Genomic DNA, 17551 nt, shown 5'->3' with positions numbered 1-17551 from the left:
CGCTCCGCCGCATGGTCCGAGGGCCGACCGGAACCCGTCACCGGGCCGCCCCGGTGGCCGCCCCGGTGGCGGAATCCGCGGCGGACCCGGAAGCCGGCCCGGCGGCCGGGGCGCGGGAGGGCAGCGGTGGCGCAGGGCGACCCGGATAGTCGGCCGGCGGTTTGAGCCGCTGGCCCGGCTGACCGCCCATCTCGTACTTGAGCAGCTTCTTCGCCTTCTCCGGGTCCGTCTCGCCCTCCCCGTAGGAAGGGCACAGCTCGGCGATGGGGCAGGCACCGCAGGCGGGCTTGCGGGAGTGGCACACGCGGCGGCCGTGGAAGATCGTGCGGTGCGAGAACATCGTCCACTCGCTCTCCGGCAGCAGGTCGTCGATCTCCTGCTCGACCTTGACCGCGTCCGTCTGCTCGGTGAGCTTCCAGCGGCGCACCAGCCGGCCGAAGTGGGTGTCGACAGTCAGCCCGGGGACACCGAAGGCGTTGCCGAGCACGACGAACGCCGTCTTGCGGCCGACGCCGGGCAGCTTCACCAGCTCGTCGACCGAACCGGGGACCTCACCGCCGTGGTCGTCCCGCAGCGCCGCGGAGAGGCCGAGCAGGGACTTGGCCTTGGAGCGGAAGAAGCCGGTGGGGCGGATCAGCTCCTCCAGCGCCTCCGGGTCGGCCGCCGCCATGTCCTCCGGAGTGGGGTACGCGGCGAAGAGAGCGGGAGTGGTCTGGTTGACGCGCAGATCCGTGGTCTGCGCCGAGAGGACCGTGGCCACCAGAAGCTCGAACGGATTCTCGAAATCCAGCTCGGGGTGCGCGTAGTAGTACACCTCGGCCAGCGCGCTGTTGATCCGCGCGGCCCGCTTCGCCCGGGCCGCCTGCGACTCCGGCTTGCTCCCGGACGCCTTCACAGCGGCGGCCTTCGCGGCAGGCGCCTTCTTGGCGGGGGCGGCCTTCTTCGCCGCGGTGGCCTTCTTGGCCGCGGTCGCCTTCTTGGCCGTGGTCGCCTTCTTCGCCGGGGTGGCCTTCTTGGCGGCGGTCGTCGTCTTCGCCGGGGTGGCCTTCTTGCTGCCCGCGGCGGTCTTCCTGGCGGGGGATGCCTTCTTCGCGGGGGCCTTTCCGGTCGGGGCCTTCTTCGCGGGGGTCGCCTCCTTCGCCGGGGCCTTCCCGGTGGCAGCCTTCCTCGCCGGGGCCGCGGCCGCCTCCTGTTCGCTCACAGCGGAATCCTCCGTCGCCGTCACCCGCCCAGCCCCCTCTCTGTCCGTGCGCTTCCCGGGGTATTGGACACTCGGCCAGCGTAAAGGGGCTCACCGACATTCGTGGCACAGGCGGCGGATCCGGGACCCTAGCGCGCCCCGCGTTGGGGGCGACAGCATGCGTGCGTCAAACTTATGGCTGATTGCTGTGACTGATCGCATGGTTTCACCGTCCGGCATCATGGGTTCCACGGATCCCATGGGCAGGTCGACAAGGAGAGAACTCGTGGACGACGTTCTGCGGCGCGCCCCGCTCTTCGCGGCGCTCGATGAGGAGCAGGCCGCTGAGCTGCGCGCCTCCATGACGGAGACGACGCTCGCTCGCGGCGAGGCCCTCTTCCACGAGGGTGACCCGGGTGACCGCCTCTATGTGGTGACCGAAGGCAAGGTGAAGCTGCACCGCACCTCCCCCGACGGCCGGGAGAACATGCTGGCGGTGCTCGGCCCCGGGGAGCTGATCGGAGAGCTCTCCCTGTTCGACCCGGGCCCGCGGACGGCCACCGCCTCGGCGCTGACCGAGGTCAGGCTGCTGGGCCTGGGCCACGGCGACCTCCAGCCCTGGCTGAACGCCCGGCCCGAGGTGGCCTCGGCGCTGCTGCGCGCCATCGCCCGGCGGCTGCGGCGCACCAACGACTCCATGTCCGACCTGGTCTTCTCCGATGTGCCCGGCCGGGTGGCCAAGCAGCTCCTGGACCTTTCCCGCCGCTTCGGCGTGCAGTCCGAGGAAGGCATCCACGTCGTCCACGACCTGACCCAGGAGGAGCTGGCCCAGTTGGTGGGCGCCTCCCGGGAGACCGTCAACAAGGCGCTGGCCGACTTCGCCGGGCGCGGCTGGCTCCGCCTGGAGGCCCGTGCGGTGATTCTGCTGGACATCGAGCGGCTGGCGAAGCGCTCGCGCTGAGTTCGCGCTGACCGGCGGAACGCTGGACCGGTGGTCCGCGCAGCACCCTGCGGATCCCGCCCGGGACCGGCCCACCGCCCTGGGACCGGTCCACCGACCCGACCAATCCGCCCGCCCGCGGATCCGTACGGCGTACGACGCAGACAAGTCGACGCGCCAGGTCGAACCGGAATGCCGAACCAGGACGTCGAACCGGCACCCTGTGCCGGACGCGACGCCGCCCAGGTGACACGTAAGGGGCGCTCTCCTATGGAGGGTGCCCCTTACCTCGTGCGGACGTCTCTCCCGGTGCGCCGAGCCGGCTCATGCCCCCGCACGAAGCCCCTCGCGGCCCGCGGCCCTCGGCCCTGGGCCCGGTCAGCGGCGTCCCGGCACCTCACACCAGCCCATGCTCGAACAGATAGTCGAGCTGGGCTCGCACCGACAGCTCCGCAGCCGGCCACAGCGACCTGTCCACGTCCGCGTAGACGTGGGCCACCACCTCGGCAGCCGTTCGGTGCCCCTGCTCGACCGCTGTCTCCACCTGCGCGAGCCGTTTGGCACGGTGCGCGAGATAGAAGTCGATCGCACCCTGCGCGTCGTCGAGCACCGGGCCGTGCCCTGGCAGGACGCGGCTGACGCCCTCGTCCACCGTCAGGGAGCGCAGCGCGCGCAGCGAGTCGAGGTATTCGCCGAGCCTGCCGTCCGGATGTGCGACGACCGTGGTGCCCCGACCCAGCACCGTGTCGCCGGTGAGCACCGCCGCGTCGGCCGGGAGGTGGAAGGAGAGCGAGTCGGCCGTGTGCCCCGGTGTGGGCACCACACGCAACTCCAGTCCGCCCGTGGTGACGACGTCGCCCGCGGCGAGTCCCTCGTCGCCCAGGCGCAGCGCCGGGTCGAGCGCGCGGACCGGCGAGCCGGTCAGCTCGGCGAACCGTGCGGCTCCCTCGGCGTGGTCCGGGTGGCCGTGGGTGAGCAGGGTCAGCGCGACCCGCTTGCCCAGCCGCTCGGCCGTCTCCACGACCCGGCGCAGGTGTGCGTCGTCCAGCGGGCCCGGGTCGATGACGACGGCGAGCGGGGAGTCGGGCTCGGCGACGATCCAGGTGTTGGTGCCGTCCAGTGTCATGGGCGACGGGTTGGGGGCCAGGACGCAGTGGGCGCGGCTGCTGACCTGGCCGCTCGGGGCGCCGCCGCGCGGCTGGCCGGGGAGTGCTGCTGCGTCGGTCATGAAGGATCGATCCTCTTGGTGAACTCGTCGTGTCCGGGCCAGCTCAGCACGATCTGGCCGTCTTCCAGATCGGCGCGGGCGAGCACGGGCGCCAGGTCGCACCCTCCGGCCGCGGCCAGGGCCTCGGCCGCCGTCGGGTGCGGGGCCAGTTGGCGCAGGGTGGCGATGGTGGGCGGCATCATCAGCAGTTCCCCCCGGTCGTACCCCGCGGCGGCGTCCTGGGGACGGACCCAGACCGTCCGGTCGGCCTCGGTCGAGGCGTTGCGTGTGCGCTGGCCCTCGGGGAGCGCGGCGACGAAGAAGTAGGTGTCGTAGCGGCGGGCCTCGAACTCCGGTGTGATCCAGCGGGCCCAGGCCCCCAGCAGGTCGTCCCGCAGGACGAGCCCTCTGCGGTCCAGGAAGTCGGCGAAGGACAGTTCGTGGGCGACGAGCGCCGCACGGTCCGCCTCCCAGTCCTCTCCCGTGGTGTCGGCGACGACGCTGTGCGAGTCGGGCCCGGCCAGCAGGACGCCCGACTCCTCGAAGGTCTCCCGGACAGCCGCACACACGATCGCCCGCGCCGTGGCCTCGTCGGTCCCCAGCCGCTCGGCCCACGAAGCGGCCGACGGCCCCGCCGCCTCCGCGCCGCGCGCGTCCCGCGGGTCGACGGAACCGCCCGGATACGCGTACGCGCCGCCCGCGAACGCCATCGAGGCGCGGCGCCGCAGCATATGGACGGCGGGCCCGTCCGGAGTGTCCCGCAGGAGCATCACGGTCGCGGCTCTGCGCGGGGTCACCGGGGTCAGCTCGCCCGCGGCCAGCGCGCGGATGCGCTCCGGCCACTCGGGCGGATACCACTGGCCGTTCCGGGCGGGCGGAGTGGACGACGACGAGGAGGACATGGCCGGATGCTACGGCCCGCCGCCCCGATGTTCGAGAGGCAACGACCTCACCTGCGAATGCGCACCGGACACTGCCCCTTGCGACCCGTGCCGAACGGGGCCGACGGGTTCTGACCGGCGCGCGGACGGGTCCCGACCGGCGCGGACGGGTCCCGACCGATACGGACCGCCCTGCGGCCGCCGTCCGGCCGCCGCCCGGCCGCTCTCGGTCCGCTCTCGGCCGCCCACCCGGGCGACCCCGACGACCGGACGGCCCATGCCTGCGGCCCCGGACACGAGCACCGGCCGCGGCGCACCGGCCGTGAGAGCACCGGTCCATCGATCCACCGGCCATGAGCATCAGCGGCGATTCCGAGGGCGAACCCGGACAGCCCGCCCTCCGGAACCGAATCGGCCGGCCGACTCCGAGGGCCGACGAGCCGATTCGTTCAACCGGCCCGGTCCGTCGGCCGCCCCTCGGCACCCCGTCCGGTCGAGGCGTCGTCAGTCGACGCAGCCCGCGCAGCCGCCTCAATCGGCTCGGCCCGCGTAGCCGCCTCAGCCCATGCAGCCGCCTCAACCGACTCAGCCCGCAGCCGCCTCGGCCCGCGCAGTCGGCTCAACCGACTCAGCCGCCTCAGCCCGCGCAGGCGGTTCAGTCCGCCAGCTCGACCTGCATCTCGACCTCGACCGGCGCGTCCAGCGGCAGGACGGCCACCCCGACGGCGCTGCGCGCGTGGACGCCCTTGTCGCCCAGCACCTCGCCCAGCAGCTCGCTGGCGCCGTTGATGACGCCGGGCTGCCCGGTGAAGTCCGGCGCCGAGGCGACGAATCCGGTGACCTTGACGACGCGAGCGATCCGGTCGAGGTCTCCGGCCACGGACTTGACGGCGGCCAGCGCGTTCAGCGCCGCCGTGCGCGCCAAGTCCTTCGCCTCCTCGGGGGTGACCTCGGCGCCGACCTTCCCGGTCATCGGCAGGGTGCCCGCCACCAGCGGAACCTGTCCGGCGGTGTAGATGTACCGGCCGCTCTGCACCGCCGGTACGTAGGCGCCGGCGGGGGTGGCCGTCTCGGGCAGCGTCAGCCCGAGCTGCGCAAGCCTGTCCTCGGCCGCGCTCACGCCTGCTTCTCCCGCTTCAGGTAGGCCACGAGCTGCTCGGGGTTGTTCGGCCCGGGCACGACCTGGACCAGTTCCCAGCCGTCTTCTCCCCAGGTGTCGAGGATCTGCTTGGTCGCGTGCACGAGGAGCGGCACGGTCGAGTATTCCCACTTCGTCATGGGGAGACCCTAACGAACGCCGCCGCCGGAGAAGCCGCCGCGAGCACCCCGTTCCGGGGCGGGCTGCCGTGCGGTCCCCCGGGCCGGACCGCGGCCGGCGCCGGCGCCCGGTTCCAGGGGACGCCGAAGGCCGGTCTCGCCGGAGCCGCAGGCGACGAATTAGGCTCCCAGCCGTGAGCAGGCTCCACGTAGTGACCGGCAAGGGCGGGACCGGCAAGACGACGGTCGCCGCCGCGCTCGCGCTGGCGCTGGCGCAGGGCGGGCGGCGCACGCTGCTCGTCGAGGTGGAAGGGCGCCAGGGCATCGCGCAGCTCTTCGAGACGGAACCGCTGCCGTACGAGGAGCGCAAGATCGCCGTCTCGCACGGCAGCGGCGAGGTGTACGCGCTGGCGATCGACGCCGAGCGGGCGCTGCTCGACTACCTCCAGATGTTCTACAAGCTCGGCAGTGCCGGGCGCGCGCTCAAGCGGCTGGGCGCCATCGACTTCGCGACCACCATCGCGCCCGGGCTCCGCGATGTGCTGCTGACCGGGAAGGCGTGCGAGGCGGTACGCCGCACGGACAAGCAGCAGCGGCCCGTCTACGACGCCGTGGTGATGGACGCGCCGCCCACCGGCCGCATCGCGCGCTTCCTCGGCGTCAACGAGGAGGTGGCCGGACTCGCCAAGGTCGGCCCCGTGCACAACCAGGCGCAGGGCGTCATGCGGCTGCTGAAGTCGCCGGACACGGCCGTGCATCTGGTCACGCTGCTGGAGGAGATGCCCGTCCAGGAAACGGTCGACGGCATCGCCGAGCTCCGGGCCGCCGGGCTGCCCGCCACCTCCGTGCTGGTCAACATGGTGCGCCCCCGGCTGGCGGGCGCGGAGCAGATGCGGACGGCGCAGGGGCGCACGGAGGAGCTGGCACGCGCCTTTGCCCGCGCCGGGCTCGGGGACGAGCACCGCGCAGGGGCCGCCGAGTCGCTCGTGGCGCCCCTGCTGGAGCAGGGCAGGGAGCATGCCGAACGCGTCGAGCTGGAACGCGGGCTGCGCGCCGAGCTGTCCGCACAGGGACTGCCGGTGCGGGAGCTCGGCCTGCTCAGTCAGGGCGTCGAGCTGGCGGGCCTGTACGGCCTCGCCCGCACCCTGCACAGCCAGTGGCGGACCACCGGGACGGACGGCAGGCACTCGTGAGCCCCGGGCACCACGAGCCGCCGCAGCCCCCCGTGCCACCGCCCGCGACCTCCGGGGAAGGAGAGGCATCCATGGCCCTGCCGCTGGACGCCGACGCGCTGGACCTCGACCCGCTGCTGGACGATCCGACGACCCGGATCGTCGTCTGCTGCGGCTCCGGAGGAGTCGGCAAGACCACCACCGCCGCAGCCCTGGGGGTACGCGCCGCCGAACGCGGCCGCCGGACCGTCGTCCTGACCATCGACCCCGCCCGGCGACTCGCCCAGTCCATGGGCCTGTCCGAGCTGGACAACACCCCGCGTGAGGTGCCCGGCATCGACCGGACGGCGGGCGGCGAACTGCACGCCATGATGCTCGACATGAAGCGCACGTTCGACGAGATCGTCGAGACGCACGCCGACCCCGACCGGGCCAAGGCCATCCTGGAGAACCCCTTCTACCAGTCGCTCTCCACCGGCTTCGCCGGGACGCAGGAGTACATGGCGATGGAGAAGCTCGGCCAGCTCCGCGCGGGCGACGCGTGGGATCTGATCGTCGTGGACACCCCGCCGTCCCGGTCGGCCCTGGACTTCCTGGACGCGCCGAAGCGCCTCGGATCGTTCCTGGACGGGAAGTTCATCAAGCTGATGATGGCGCCCGCACGGGTCGGCGGCCGGGCCGGGATGAAGGTCGTGAACCTCGGCATGGCCGGGCTCTCGCTCTTCACCGGCGCCCTCAACAAGCTCCTGGGCGCCGGCCTGCTGCGGGACGTGCAGACCTTCGTGGCCGCCATGGACACCATGTTCGGCGGCTTCCGTACCCGCGCGGACGCCACCTACCGGCTGCTCCAGGCCCCCGGCACCGCCTTCCTCGTCGTGGCGGCGCCGGAACGGGACGCGCTGCGCGAGGCGGCGTACTTCGTGGAGCGGCTGTCCGCGGACCGGATGCCGCTGGCCGGGCTGGTGCTCAACCGGGTGCACGACAGCCGCGCGTCCTGGCTGAGCGCCGAGCGGGCCCTTGCGGCTGCCGAAAATCTTGAGGACGGCGGCATGGTGGATCGCAAGCAGGGGAAGGGTCTGCATCACGGCGCTCCATCGGCCGACCCGGCGGATTCCGAGGACGGCTCCCCCGCCTCCCCGACCCCAGGCACAGCCGGGTCCGTCACCGTGGTCGAGGCGAACGATCGGAACAGGACAGCGCGTACCGGGGCGCAGCAGACCAGGACGCGGCCCGGAACCGCGGAGCGAACAGTCCCCGACGCGCGAGCGGCCGCCGATCAGTCGGCGGCGGACGACGCCCGGCTGCGCGAGGCCGCAGGTCACGAAGACGCAGGCAGCGAAGGCGCAGGTCACCAAGACGCAGGTCGCAAAGGCGCAGGTCGCGAGGACATGCCTCGCGACGGTGGCTCGGACGAGGACCACGCCGTGGACGACGACCTCGCTGTGCTGGCAGCGGGGCTGCTGCGGCTGCACGCCGACCGTATGCGGCTGCTGGAGCGCGAGCAGCGCACCCGCGACCGCTTCACGGCGGTGCATCCGGACGTGCCGGTGGCCGAGGTGACCGCCCTGCCCGGAGACGTGCACGACCTGGACGGCCTGCGCACCATCGGCCTCCGTCTCGCCCACCGGCGCGAACGCACTGACGCGACCGGCACCGAAGCGACCGGCGCCGAAGCGGACTGACGGCGCGGACCGGCGGGACGTACCAGCCGGCCGGGATGCGAGCCGAACACCGAGGAAAGACGAGTCGACGGCGGCAGCCGAACCCGCAGCAGAGGGACCCCGAAGCCGACGGACCAGTGCCGGACCGCCCGGACCGCCCGCGCCGAGCCGGGCGGGTCGCCGGGGTGCTCGGCGCAGGACCGTTCCTCCTGATGGCCGATCCACCACTGCTGGTGGTTCAGCCCACGGCTGCGTACCGTTCGTGCTCCTCCGCCTCAAGCTCCACGTCGACCGGCAGCATCACGCCGGTGCTGCGCTCGTACTCGGAGCGCGCCGTCTCCAGCAGCCGCCGCCAGGAGGTGACCGTGGGGCGTCGGCGCAGCAGAGCTCTGCGCTCGCGCTCGGTCATCCCTCCCCAGACGCCGAATTCCACGCGGTTGTCCAAAGCGTCGGCAAGACATTCCGTTCGAACCGGACATCCCGTGCACACGGCCTTCGCGCGATTCTGCGCGGCGCCCTGCACGAACAGTTCATCCGGATCCGTAGAGCGACAGGCAGCCTGCGCGCTCCAGTCTGTTACCCAGCTCATTGCCGGTGCCGTCCTCTCCCGAATCGAGGCTCCCCCACGGCGGCGAACGGCATATTCACCGTTGCCAGTTGAGGACGTTACGGAAGAGCACACAGCGCGCAACACCCCCTTCGGGCCCAATCTTGGATGGCCCGAACGGACTATGCGTGCGCAGGACATCACCCAACGGAGTGACCCGGAAGCTCTGTGGCGGACACACGAGCGAAGAGCAGACCCGAGCGCCGCCGAGGCACCGGCCGCGAGGGGCGCAGAAGGAACGAAAGGACGAAGAGGGGCGGAGGGGGACGAAGAGGAGTGAAGAGGGATGAAGAGGAGTGAAGAGCTGCGAAGAGAGTGAAGGGGAAGAGAGAGGAGCAGGAGGGGAGACGGAACGGAAGGGAGAGGAGCGAGGGAAAGCAGAGGGACGTGAGGTGACGCGAGGTGTCAGAGTGACAGCAATCTCAGCGTAGGTGCCCCGCACGGCGCTGTCCGGCGTTTGCCACGCTTCCCCACCGGTGCCGCACCGCCGACGCGTCGTACGCTTCTACCCATGGCTAAGAAGCGTGCGGGCAGCGGAGTCAGCAAGCCCCAGCAGATCGCCAAGTTCGTCGGCGTGAGTGTGCTGGCGGGGATGGTGATGGCCGGGCTCGCGCTACCCGCCGTCGGGACACTCGGACTGGCGACGAAGGGCACCGTGGAGGGCTTCGACGAGCTTCCGGTGAACCTCAAGCGCCCGCCGCTCAGCCAGCGCACCACGATCCTCGACAACGAGGGCGGCGAGATCGCCAAGGTCTACTCCCGCGACCGCACGGTCGTCGACCTGAAGGACATCTCGCCCTACCTGCGCAAGGCGATCGTCGACATCGAGGACGCGCGCTTCTACCAGCACGGCGCCGTCGACCTCAAGGGCGTCCTGCGGGCGCTGAACCGCAACGCGCAGTCCGGACAGGTCTCCCAGGGTGCCTCCACACTCACCCAGCAGTACGTCAAGAACGTCTTCGTCGAGGAGGCCGGGAACGACGCGCAGAAGGTCGCCCAGGCCACCCAGCAGACGATCGGCCGCAAGATCAAGGAGCTGAAGTACGCGATCCAGGTCGAGGAGGAGCTGGGCAAGAAGAAGATCCTGGAGAACTACCTCAACATCACCTTCTTCGGCCAGCAGGCGTACGGCGTCGAAGCGGCGGCGCAACGATACTTCTCGCTGTCCGCCAAGGAGCTGAACCTGGAGCAGTCGGCGCTGCTGGCGGGCATCGTCCAGTCCCCGTCCCGGTACGACCCGATCGTCAACGAGGACGAGGCGCTCAAGCGGCGCAACACCGTGCTCAACAAGATGGCCGTGCACCACGACATCACCCGCGAGCAGGCCGAGGCCGCCAAGGAGAAGCCCCTCGGGCTGGACGTCAGCAGCCCCAAGAACGGCTGCATCACCGCCACCATGGGCGCGGGCTTCTTCTGCGACTACGTACGGCAGGTCTTCCTGAACGACGAATCGTTCGGCAAGACCCGCAAGGAGCGCGCCAAGCGCTGGAACCGCGGCGGTCTCACGATCAGGACCACGCTCGACCCGAAGGCCCAGAAGTCGGTCCAGAAGTCGATCAAGTCCCATGTGAACCAGTCGGACAAGGTCGCGACCGCGGCGACGATAGTTCAGCCCGGCACCGGCAAGATCCTGGGCATGGGCCAGTCGCGCCCCTACGGCTTCAAGCCCAAGGAGAACGAGACCCAGATAAACCTCTCGGTCGACAGCTCCATGGGAGGCGGCGCCGGATACCAGCCGGGATCCACGTTCAAGCCCGTGATCGCCGCCGCCGCGCTGGACAGGGGCATGAGCCCCTACAAGTCCTACCCGTCGCCCTACCGCATGCAGTACCCCTCCCCGGTCGACACCTGCAGTGGCAAGTGGCGCGGCAAGGCACCGGTCGAGAACGAGAACAGCACCGAGGTCGGCCCCTACCGGATGAAGGAGGCGACCGCGAAGTCGGTCAACACCTACTTCGTCTCCCTGATAGAGGAGACCGGGATCTGCCCGGTGACGAAGATGGCGAAGAAGATGGGCATCGAGCGGGCCGACGGCAAGAAGATCGACCAGGTGCCGTCGATCTCGCTCGGCACCCAGGAGATGTCGCCGCTGACGATGGCCGAGGGCTATGCCACCTTCGCCAACCGCGGCGTGCACTGCACTCCGGTCGCCATCGAGTCGATCACCGACGCGCAGGGCGAGAAACTGGACGTGCCCAAGACCTCGTGCAAGCGTGCGATGAAGACGAAGACCGCCGACACCGTCAACTCGCTGCTGCGCGGCGTGGTCGAGGACGGCACCGGCAAGAAGGCCGGACTGAACGGCCGCGACAGCGCGGGCAAGACCGGCACCACCGACCAGCGGTACGCCGCCTGGTTCGTCGGCTACACCCCCAACATGTCCGGCGCCGTCTGGGTCGGCGACCCGGCCCACCGCACCCGGATGGTCGACATCACCATCGGCGGTGTCCCGCACGCCAAGGTCTTCGGCGGCGAGGTCCCCGGACCCATCTGGCGGGACGCGATGGCCGGCGCACTGGCCGGCGAGTCCGCACCCGACTTCCACCACGTACCGATCCGGGACGGCGGCAAGAAGCACCGCTCCCCCACCCCGCCCTCCCCGCCGCAGCGGGACGACAACGGCCATGACAACAAGCCCCGGAACCCGTGGCCGGACATCACCGTCCCGCCGAACCTGATCGGCGGCGGTGACGCCAACGGCGGCGACGGCGGCAACGGAGGAGGCATCGGGGGGCCCGGCGGCGACACTGGCGGCACCGGAAACGGCGGCCTTCCGGGCGGCAGCGGCAACGGAGGAGGCGGCGCCGACGGCGGTGGAGCAGCCGACGGAGGCGGCGGCTGGGACGCGGGAGCGGGCGGCTTCCCGTAGCCACGCGGCTCCGGTGCGGGCCGTGGGGCTCCGGTGCGGACCGCGGGTCCACGCGGCGCGGCTGGCGGGTCCGGTACGGTCCGCGGCCGCCTGGGGTCGGACCGGCTCCGGGCGGGTCGGCGGCTCAGGCGGACACTCCGCACCGGGACGGCACCGCAACAGGAACGCACCGGACTCGCAGACAGGACACGAGTAAGGGGCACCCCGCCATGGAGGGTGCCCCTTACGTCGTCGTTGGCGTGATGATGGTCGTACCGCTGCCCCGGGCTCCTCGTCCGGCCCGTCACGCATACGCGTCGCCCGGGCGAGCGCCCGCGCCCCGCAGACAGCGGGGCCGGACCCGTACTCCGGGCCCCGCGGGGGGCCACTGCGGGCCCGTGGCGCAAAGGTCCGCTGCCCGGCGCTCCGGCGCCGCGGGGCAGGGCCCGCGGCGGGCAGGGGCCGCGGCGGGCAGGGGCCGCGGCGGGCAGGGGCCGCGACGGGCCCGCCCGCGAAGGACGCGCCGGCCCGGGCCCGCCGACAGTCGCCGGGGCCCAGGCCACAGCCCGGTGCGGGCTAGCCCGCGAGCCGCTTCTTGACCGCCGCCGCGACCCGGCCGCCCTCGGCGCGGTCCGCGACCTTCGGGTTCACGATCTTCATGACGGCGCCCATCGCCCTGGGCCCCTCGGCACCGGCGGCCCGGGCCTCCTCGACAGCCTCGGTGACCAGCACGTCCAGCTCCTCGTCCGTCAGCTGCTCGGGCAGGTAGTCCGCGAGCACCTCGCCCTCGGCCCGCTCCCGCTCCGCCTGCTCGGCACGGCCTCCGTCCGCGAACGCCTCGGCCGCCTCCCGCCGCTTCTTCGCCTCGTGGATGATCACCTTCTGCACCTCGTCGTCGGAGAGCTCGCGCGCGCTCGTACCGGCGACCTCCTCCTTCGTGATCGCGGCAAGGGTCATCCGGAGAGTGGCGGAACGGAGCTCGTCGCGCTCCTTGATCGCTGCGGTCAGGTCGTCCTGCAGCCGGGACTTGAGCGTGGTCATGGGGCCAGTGTGCCAGCACACGGCCGCCGAGCGCCGGGGATATCCGGGCGGCCGCACCCCTCCCAGGGCCTGCGGCAGACTCCCGCAACCTGCCGACAGGGGCGAGCTCGCGGCGCCGCGACCCCGCCCGCGGGTCTGCGACCATGGGGCCATGCGCGCGCGATACCGGATCCCCCTCAAGACAGCCCTCGGCATCACGGCACTCGGCGCGGCGTGCGTCGGGTACGCGGCCGGTGTGGAAGTCCGCTCGTTCCGCCTGCGACGGGTCTCGGTGCCCGTCCTGCCTCCCGGCATGCATCCGCTGCGCGTCCTGCAGGTCTCCGACATCCACATGGTCAGCGGCCAGCGCAAGAAGCAGCGGTGGCTGCAGGAGCTGGCCGGCCTGCGGCCGGACTTCGTGATCAACACCGGGGACAACCTCTCCGACCCCGAAGCCGTACCCGAAGTCCTCGACGCCCTCGGCCCGTTGATGGAGTACCCGGGCGCCTACGTCTTCGGCTCGAACGACTACTACGGCCCCAGGCTGCGCAACCCCGCCAAATACCTCATGGAGAAGGCGTCCGGCAAGCACGGGCTGAACGGGAATCCGCCCGCCGTCGGCGTCGTCCACAACCCGTGGGAGGAGCTGCGCGACGCCTTCGACTCGGTCGGCTGGGTCGGCCTCTCCAACACCAGGGGCCGCATCAAGCTGGACGGCGGCCAGGAGATCGCGCTGACCGGACTGGACGACCCGCACATCAAGCGGGACCGCTACGGCGAGGTCGCCGGAGGCCCCGAACCGGACGCGGACCTCTCCCTCGCCGTCGTCCACGCTCCGTACCTGCGCGTCCTCGACGCCTTCACCGCCGACCGCTACCCACTGACCCTGGCCGGCCACACGCACGGCGGCCAGCTCTGCGTCCCCTTCTACGGGGCGCTCGTCACCAACTGCGACATCGACACCGACCGGGTCAAGGGCCTCTCCACCCACCGCGCGGGCGGGCAGGAGTCGTACCTGCACGTCAGCGCAGGCTGCGGAGCGAGCCGCTACACCCCGGTCCGCTTCGCCTGCCCCCCGGAAGCGACCCTCCTCACCCTCACCCCCCGCGAGAACTGACCCCGCACCCCTCCGCGGGCCGCCTCCCGGCACGGGACCGACCTCCCCGCGAAACCCGATTTCGCCTCAGCGCTCCCCTGGGCTAAAGTAGTCGTCGTTGCTTCGGGGTGTAGCGCAGCTTGGCAGCGCGCTTCGTTCGGGACGAAGAGGTCGTGGGTTCAAATCCCGCCACCCCGACACAGGTCAGAGGCCCATTCGCTTGATCGCGAATGGGCCTCTGTCGTGCGTACAGCAGCGGAGTACAGCAACCGCTACGACTCTTGCTGATCTTCTCCGGACGGCTCCTCGGTCTGTCCCTGCTGCGCCTCCGGCTCCTGTGGGCTCTGGCCGCCGAGGGCCGTACCGAGCTTCCGCAGCGCCCGGCGTGTCTCGGCCGAGGGCACGTGCGTATAGACCTCCATCGTGACCGCGATCTCGGAGTGCCGAAGGATCTGCATCGCGATGCGCGGATGGACGTCCAGCGCCGCCAGGAGCGAGGCACAGGTGTGCCGGGTGTCGTGGACCCGGATCACCCGCACATCGGCCCGGCCGCAACGCCGCTCGAATTCCCGCGTGAAGTTCCGGGGCTCGATCGGTGTGCCGTAGCGAGTGGTGAAGACGAAATCCGAGTCGTTCCACAGCTCGCCGGCAGCCCGCTCGACCGACTGCTGAGCTTCCTTCCGCGCCTTGAGAGCCGCGATACACACGTCGGGGAGAGGCAGCACCGCCTCTGACGCCTCGGTCTTCGCGACGTCCGAGTGAAGAAGCTGACGGCGCACCCGCTGGAGCTGGTGGGCGATGCGCAGCTCACCACTGTCGAAGTTCACATCCGACCAGGTGAGGCCCAGCACCTCCCCCTTGCGCAGGCCCAGGACGAGCACCAGGACGTACGCGGCGTACAGGTAGTCGCCCTCGGCTTCCGCCCGCTCCAGGAAGTGACACGCTTCCTCCACCGACCAGGGGTCCGGACGCTTGCGCCGAGGCCGCTTGACCTTGATCAGTTGGGCCACGTTCTTGGCGATCAGCTCCTCCAGGACGGCATTCCCGAGGGCGCTGCGGAGGACCGTGCGGGCATCGTTCACCGAGCGAGCCGAGAGCGCCTTGCCGCAGCACCGCCCCTTCTCCTTCGCACAGCAGCGGCGACGCTTCTCCGGGCGCGCAGCATCCTTCCCCTGAGCGCAGCACTGGCAGGTAGCTGCGAGCCGGTTCAGCCAGGTCCGGAGATCGCGCACGGTCAGCCGATCGAGCCGCTTGCCACCGAGGTACGGAACGATGTGGAGACGGGTGATCGTCTCGTACGTCGCGGCAGTGAGCGGCCGGAGATTGGGCTCCACCACCTCCCGCTGCCAGTACGTGAGGTACTGCTCCAGCGTCGGAACCTTGGTCGCCACCGGCCCCTTGGTCGCCTCAGCGTGGAGCTTCACCCACTTCTCGTGGACTTCCGGGCGGGTCTTGCCGTAGACGTACTTGCGCTTGCGTTTGCCGTCCGGGGTGGTGACCCAGACGTACGCGGCGAAGCCGCCGTTGCGGTAGGGGTAGATCGAACCTTCGCCGTTGCCCCGCTTGCCACTCACGCGGTCCACCCCCAGCGGTCGGCGCCGGCTTCGGCTTCCTCGGCACAGCGGTTCACGTACTCGTCCACCCAGGCCGGGAGGACGCGGCGGTTACGGCCGACCTTGACGGAGCGGATCTCCCCGGTGAGGACGAGCATCTTGGTCTTGGAGAGCCCAAAGCCGAGCATGGCGGCAACTTCGGCCGTGGTGTGCCACTTGGGCGTGATGGTGGTCGTGGTCGCCGTCATCGGGCGGCGTCTCCTTCCGAAGTGGGGATTGTTGGGGTGTCGGCGAGGGATGCGGCCAGCCACTCCTCCGTGGCGGTGAGACCGGTTCCCGCGTAGGTCCAGTGGGCGAGGACGAGTGTTGTTTCTTCGTCGTCCACGGGCTGTGGATCGTCGCCACGTGCGATGGCGGCTTGCAGGCGGCGCCATTCGGCGCGGGCGGTGCGGAGGGCGCCGAGGGTGGTGGAGTAGCGGCGGGTTTTGGTGGAGAAGTGGCCGCGGAAGCCGAGCATGTGGGCCCAGGCGCGGAGGCGGAGGTGTGCGAGGTCTTTGCGTGCGCCCAGGGCCCAGGCGGTGCGGATGAGCCGTTCGGCATGCTGCGGGAGGTCGAGGGTCGCCAACTCGGCCACGAAGCGCAGACGGCGGTCCAGAGTGCCCGTCGCTGTCTCGGCACCCTTGGTGGCGTACTTGGCGATGTAGGCCGCCACCGCGCGGTCGGTGAGCGCTTGGCCACCGTCGAGGTCCGGGTCATGGATGGTGCGGATATCGAGCTGGCGGCCGAAGGTGAACGTGTGGGTGCGGCCGTCGAGGACCGGGCCGGGTACGACCGCTCGGGATGCGGCGGCGCGGATGGCGTCGCCCAGCAGCTCGGCGGATGCCCAGTGCGGGGGTCGGGTCTCGCCGCCGGCTGGGCCGTCGAGGCGGATGACGGCATGGAAGTGCACGGCGCCGCGCTTCTGGTACTCGGCCACCTTCGCGAAGGACACCCGGGCCCTCTCGGGGAGCTCTCGTTGGGTGAGTCCGGCGCGGCGTGCGATCTCTCGGCGGAGGTGGATGGTGAAGCGGCGCCACAGCATGCCCGCGTGGGCGTTCCAGAGCACCGCGGACTCGTAGTCATACCGTTCCGGGTCCAGCGGCGCCCCGAGCGCCGGATCGTCGGAAGCGTGGCGGCGGCCGCAGCGGCAGGGCCGGGGGCCGGGCCGGTTGTGAACTGGGCCGAAGCTCGGTGCGGTGAACGTGGCGAAGACGCGCGGGTGTGTCGTCACGGTCTCGGGGGTGCCTTTGCCGCCGCGTAGTCCGGCGGTGATCAGGTGGAAGGTGTCGCGGCGGTAGGTCTCGGCGCAGGCCGCGCAGCGCGTGGTGCGGCGATTGCCGCAACGGACGAGGAGATCACCAGCGGGCAGCTCGGCGGAGTCGAGGCGGCGCAGGGCCGGGCCGATCTCGCCGGTGGTGGTGTCGAGGTTGTGTTCGGTGCGGTGGCCGGCCAGGCGGACGGGGTGGGTGCAGCCGCCCAGGCTGGAGAGCTGGCGGAGGATACCGGGCAGGGAGCCGGTTGCGGCGAGGTTTGCCAGGTCGGTGAGCGGGGCTGGGGTGGTGCGCGCGATGATGGTGCTTCTCCTTCTCTGACCTACGAGGTGGAGGAAGGGGCCGGGCTGCCGGGACGGTGGATGCTTGGCGGTATCGAGACCGCCCCGGTGGCCACTCAGCGGTGGTGGATGCCGCTGCGGGAGCCGAGGAGCGACCGCAGCACGAGCGCGGCCACGGCAACGGACACGGCCGTGACGACGACGGCGGCCAGGAGCGCGACGAGGACCACGCCACCGACCACCACGGCCGCGAGGGCTCCCGAGCTGACCGAGGGCAGCGAGCGGTGCGGCGGCGGGGCGAGGGGTGCGGGGTGCTGGCAGCCGCAGGCAGGGACGTGCACCTGCTGGGCGGTCGTGGGCAGGTTCGGGGTGGGTGTCTCGGGGAGCTGGGGGCGCAGGAACATCGGTGGGTCTCCTGTCAGTCGTGGGTGCCGTTGACGGTTTCGACTCCGGTGCGGGTGCCGTTTTCGATGGCGGGGGCGAGGAAGGTGTCGGCGAGGTAGAAGCCGAACAGGGCGATCACGACGACGAGCCAGAC

The 17551-nt window shown here is 71.5% G+C and carries 15 protein-coding genes, 2 tRNA genes and 1 pseudogene; 6 read left to right on the top strand and 12 right to left on the bottom strand.

Annotation, left to right across the window (positions count from 1 at the left end; all coding sequences use genetic code 11):
• Positions 1–37: 37 nt before the first annotated feature.
• Positions 38–1201 (bottom strand): endonuclease III, encoded by a 1164-nt coding sequence (gene nth, locus BMX65_RS25845; RefSeq protein WP_075002771.1) that lies wholly within the window; start codon positions 1199–1201, stop codon positions 38–40.
• A gap of 265 nt (positions 1202–1466) precedes the next feature.
• Here nth and BMX65_RS25840 point away from each other — a divergent pair, with 265 nt between their 5' ends.
• The gene (locus BMX65_RS25840) at positions 1467–2141 is read left to right on the top strand and encodes a Crp/Fnr family transcriptional regulator (protein ID WP_019355551.1); all 675 of its coding nucleotides are present in this window, start codon (positions 1467–1469) and stop codon (positions 2139–2141) included.
• Between the two features lie 376 nt (positions 2142–2517).
• Here the strand turns inward: BMX65_RS25840 and BMX65_RS25835 are convergent, their stop codons facing one another.
• From BMX65_RS25835 to sp36, 4 genes are all read right to left on the bottom strand, one after another.
• Entirely contained in the window at positions 2518–3348 is an 831-nt protein-coding gene (locus tag BMX65_RS25835) for an MBL fold metallo-hydrolase (protein ID WP_075002770.1), read from the bottom strand.
• The gene (locus BMX65_RS25830) at positions 3345–4229 is read right to left on the bottom strand and encodes an NUDIX hydrolase (protein WP_075002769.1); all 885 of its coding nucleotides are present in this window, start codon (positions 4227–4229) and stop codon (positions 3345–3347) included. Before BMX65_RS25830 ends, BMX65_RS25835 begins: the two co-directional genes overlap by 4 nt.
• A 634-nt stretch (positions 4230–4863) precedes the next feature.
• A complete protein-coding gene (locus BMX65_RS25825; RefSeq protein ID WP_075002768.1) occupies positions 4864–5328 on the bottom strand; it encodes a RidA family protein in 465 nt (154 codons plus the stop codon).
• Positions 5325–5486, bottom strand: coding sequence for a Sp36 family protein (gene sp36, locus BMX65_RS32275; protein WP_019355547.1), 162 nt, complete (start codon positions 5484–5486; stop codon positions 5325–5327). Before sp36 ends, BMX65_RS25825 begins: the two co-directional genes overlap by 4 nt.
• A 173-nt stretch (positions 5487–5659) precedes the next feature.
• Here sp36 and bagA point away from each other — a divergent pair, with 173 nt between their 5' ends.
• Positions 5660–6658: an ATPase BagA gene (gene bagA, locus BMX65_RS25815; protein WP_075002767.1), complete on the top strand. Its 999-nt coding sequence runs from the start codon at positions 5660–5662 to the stop codon at positions 6656–6658.
• Positions 6659–6729: 71 nt separating this feature from the next.
• Positions 6730–8319, top strand: coding sequence for an ATPase BagB (bagB, locus tag BMX65_RS25810; protein WP_075002766.1), 1590 nt, complete (start codon positions 6730–6732; stop codon positions 8317–8319).
• A gap of 217 nt (positions 8320–8536) precedes the next feature.
• Here bagB and BMX65_RS25805 read toward each other — a convergent pair whose 3' ends face one another.
• Entirely contained in the window at positions 8537–8887 is a 351-nt protein-coding gene (locus tag BMX65_RS25805; protein ID WP_075002765.1) for a WhiB family transcriptional regulator, read from the bottom strand.
• Between the two features lie 529 nt (positions 8888–9416).
• On the opposite strand from BMX65_RS25805, the gene BMX65_RS25795 reads away from it, so the two are divergent.
• Positions 9417–11774 (top strand): transglycosylase domain-containing protein, encoded by a 2358-nt coding sequence (locus BMX65_RS25795; RefSeq protein WP_075002764.1) that lies wholly within the window; start codon positions 9417–9419, stop codon positions 11772–11774.
• Positions 11775–12329: 555 nt separating this feature from the next.
• Here the strand turns inward: BMX65_RS25795 and BMX65_RS25790 are convergent.
• Entirely contained in the window at positions 12330–12794 is a 465-nt protein-coding gene (locus BMX65_RS25790) for a GatB/YqeY domain-containing protein (RefSeq protein ID WP_075002763.1), read from the bottom strand.
• Between BMX65_RS25790 and BMX65_RS34355 the strand changes: the two are divergent.
• A pseudogene (locus BMX65_RS34355) lies at positions 12793–13668 on the top strand (metallophosphoesterase); the annotation flags it as partial. The gene BMX65_RS25790 and the pseudogene BMX65_RS34355 overlap by 2 nt on opposite strands.
• 98 nt (positions 13669–13766) lie before the next feature.
• Here the strand turns inward: BMX65_RS34355 and BMX65_RS33040 are convergent.
• Positions 13767–13836 (bottom strand) — tRNA-OTHER (locus BMX65_RS33040).
• Positions 13837–13993: 157 nt separating this feature from the next.
• Between BMX65_RS33040 and BMX65_RS25780 the strand changes: the two genes are divergently transcribed.
• A tRNA-Pro gene (locus BMX65_RS25780) sits at positions 13994–14067 on the top strand.
• A gap of 74 nt (positions 14068–14141) precedes the next feature.
• Here BMX65_RS25780 and BMX65_RS25775 read toward each other — a convergent pair.
• From BMX65_RS25775 to BMX65_RS25760, 4 genes are all read right to left on the bottom strand, one after another.
• On the bottom strand, positions 14142–15452 hold the full coding sequence (locus BMX65_RS25775) for a site-specific integrase (RefSeq protein WP_075002761.1): 1311 nt from the start codon (positions 15450–15452) through the stop codon (positions 14142–14144).
• Positions 15440–15670, bottom strand: coding sequence for an excisionase family DNA-binding protein (locus tag BMX65_RS25770; protein ID WP_027760576.1), 231 nt, complete (start codon positions 15668–15670; stop codon positions 15440–15442). The genes BMX65_RS25775 and BMX65_RS25770 overlap by 13 nt, the downstream gene beginning before the upstream one ends.
• Complete coding sequence (locus BMX65_RS25765) at positions 15667–16971, bottom strand: replication initiator (protein ID WP_079172088.1); 1305 nt, start codon at positions 16969–16971, stop codon at positions 15667–15669. The genes BMX65_RS25770 and BMX65_RS25765 overlap by 4 nt, the downstream gene beginning before the upstream one ends.
• A gap of 158 nt (positions 16972–17129) precedes the next feature.
• Positions 17130–17417: a hypothetical protein gene (locus BMX65_RS25760; protein WP_075002401.1), complete on the bottom strand. Its 288-nt coding sequence runs from the start codon at positions 17415–17417 to the stop codon at positions 17130–17132.
• Between the last annotated feature and the right edge of the window lie 134 nt (positions 17418–17551).

Source organism: Streptomyces qinglanensis, assembly GCF_900111245.1.
GTDB lineage: Bacteria > Actinomycetota > Actinomycetes > Streptomycetales > Streptomycetaceae > Streptomyces > Streptomyces qinglanensis.
The sequence above is the reverse complement of the archived record's forward strand: the minus strand, read 5'-3'. Positions and strand labels throughout refer to the sequence as shown.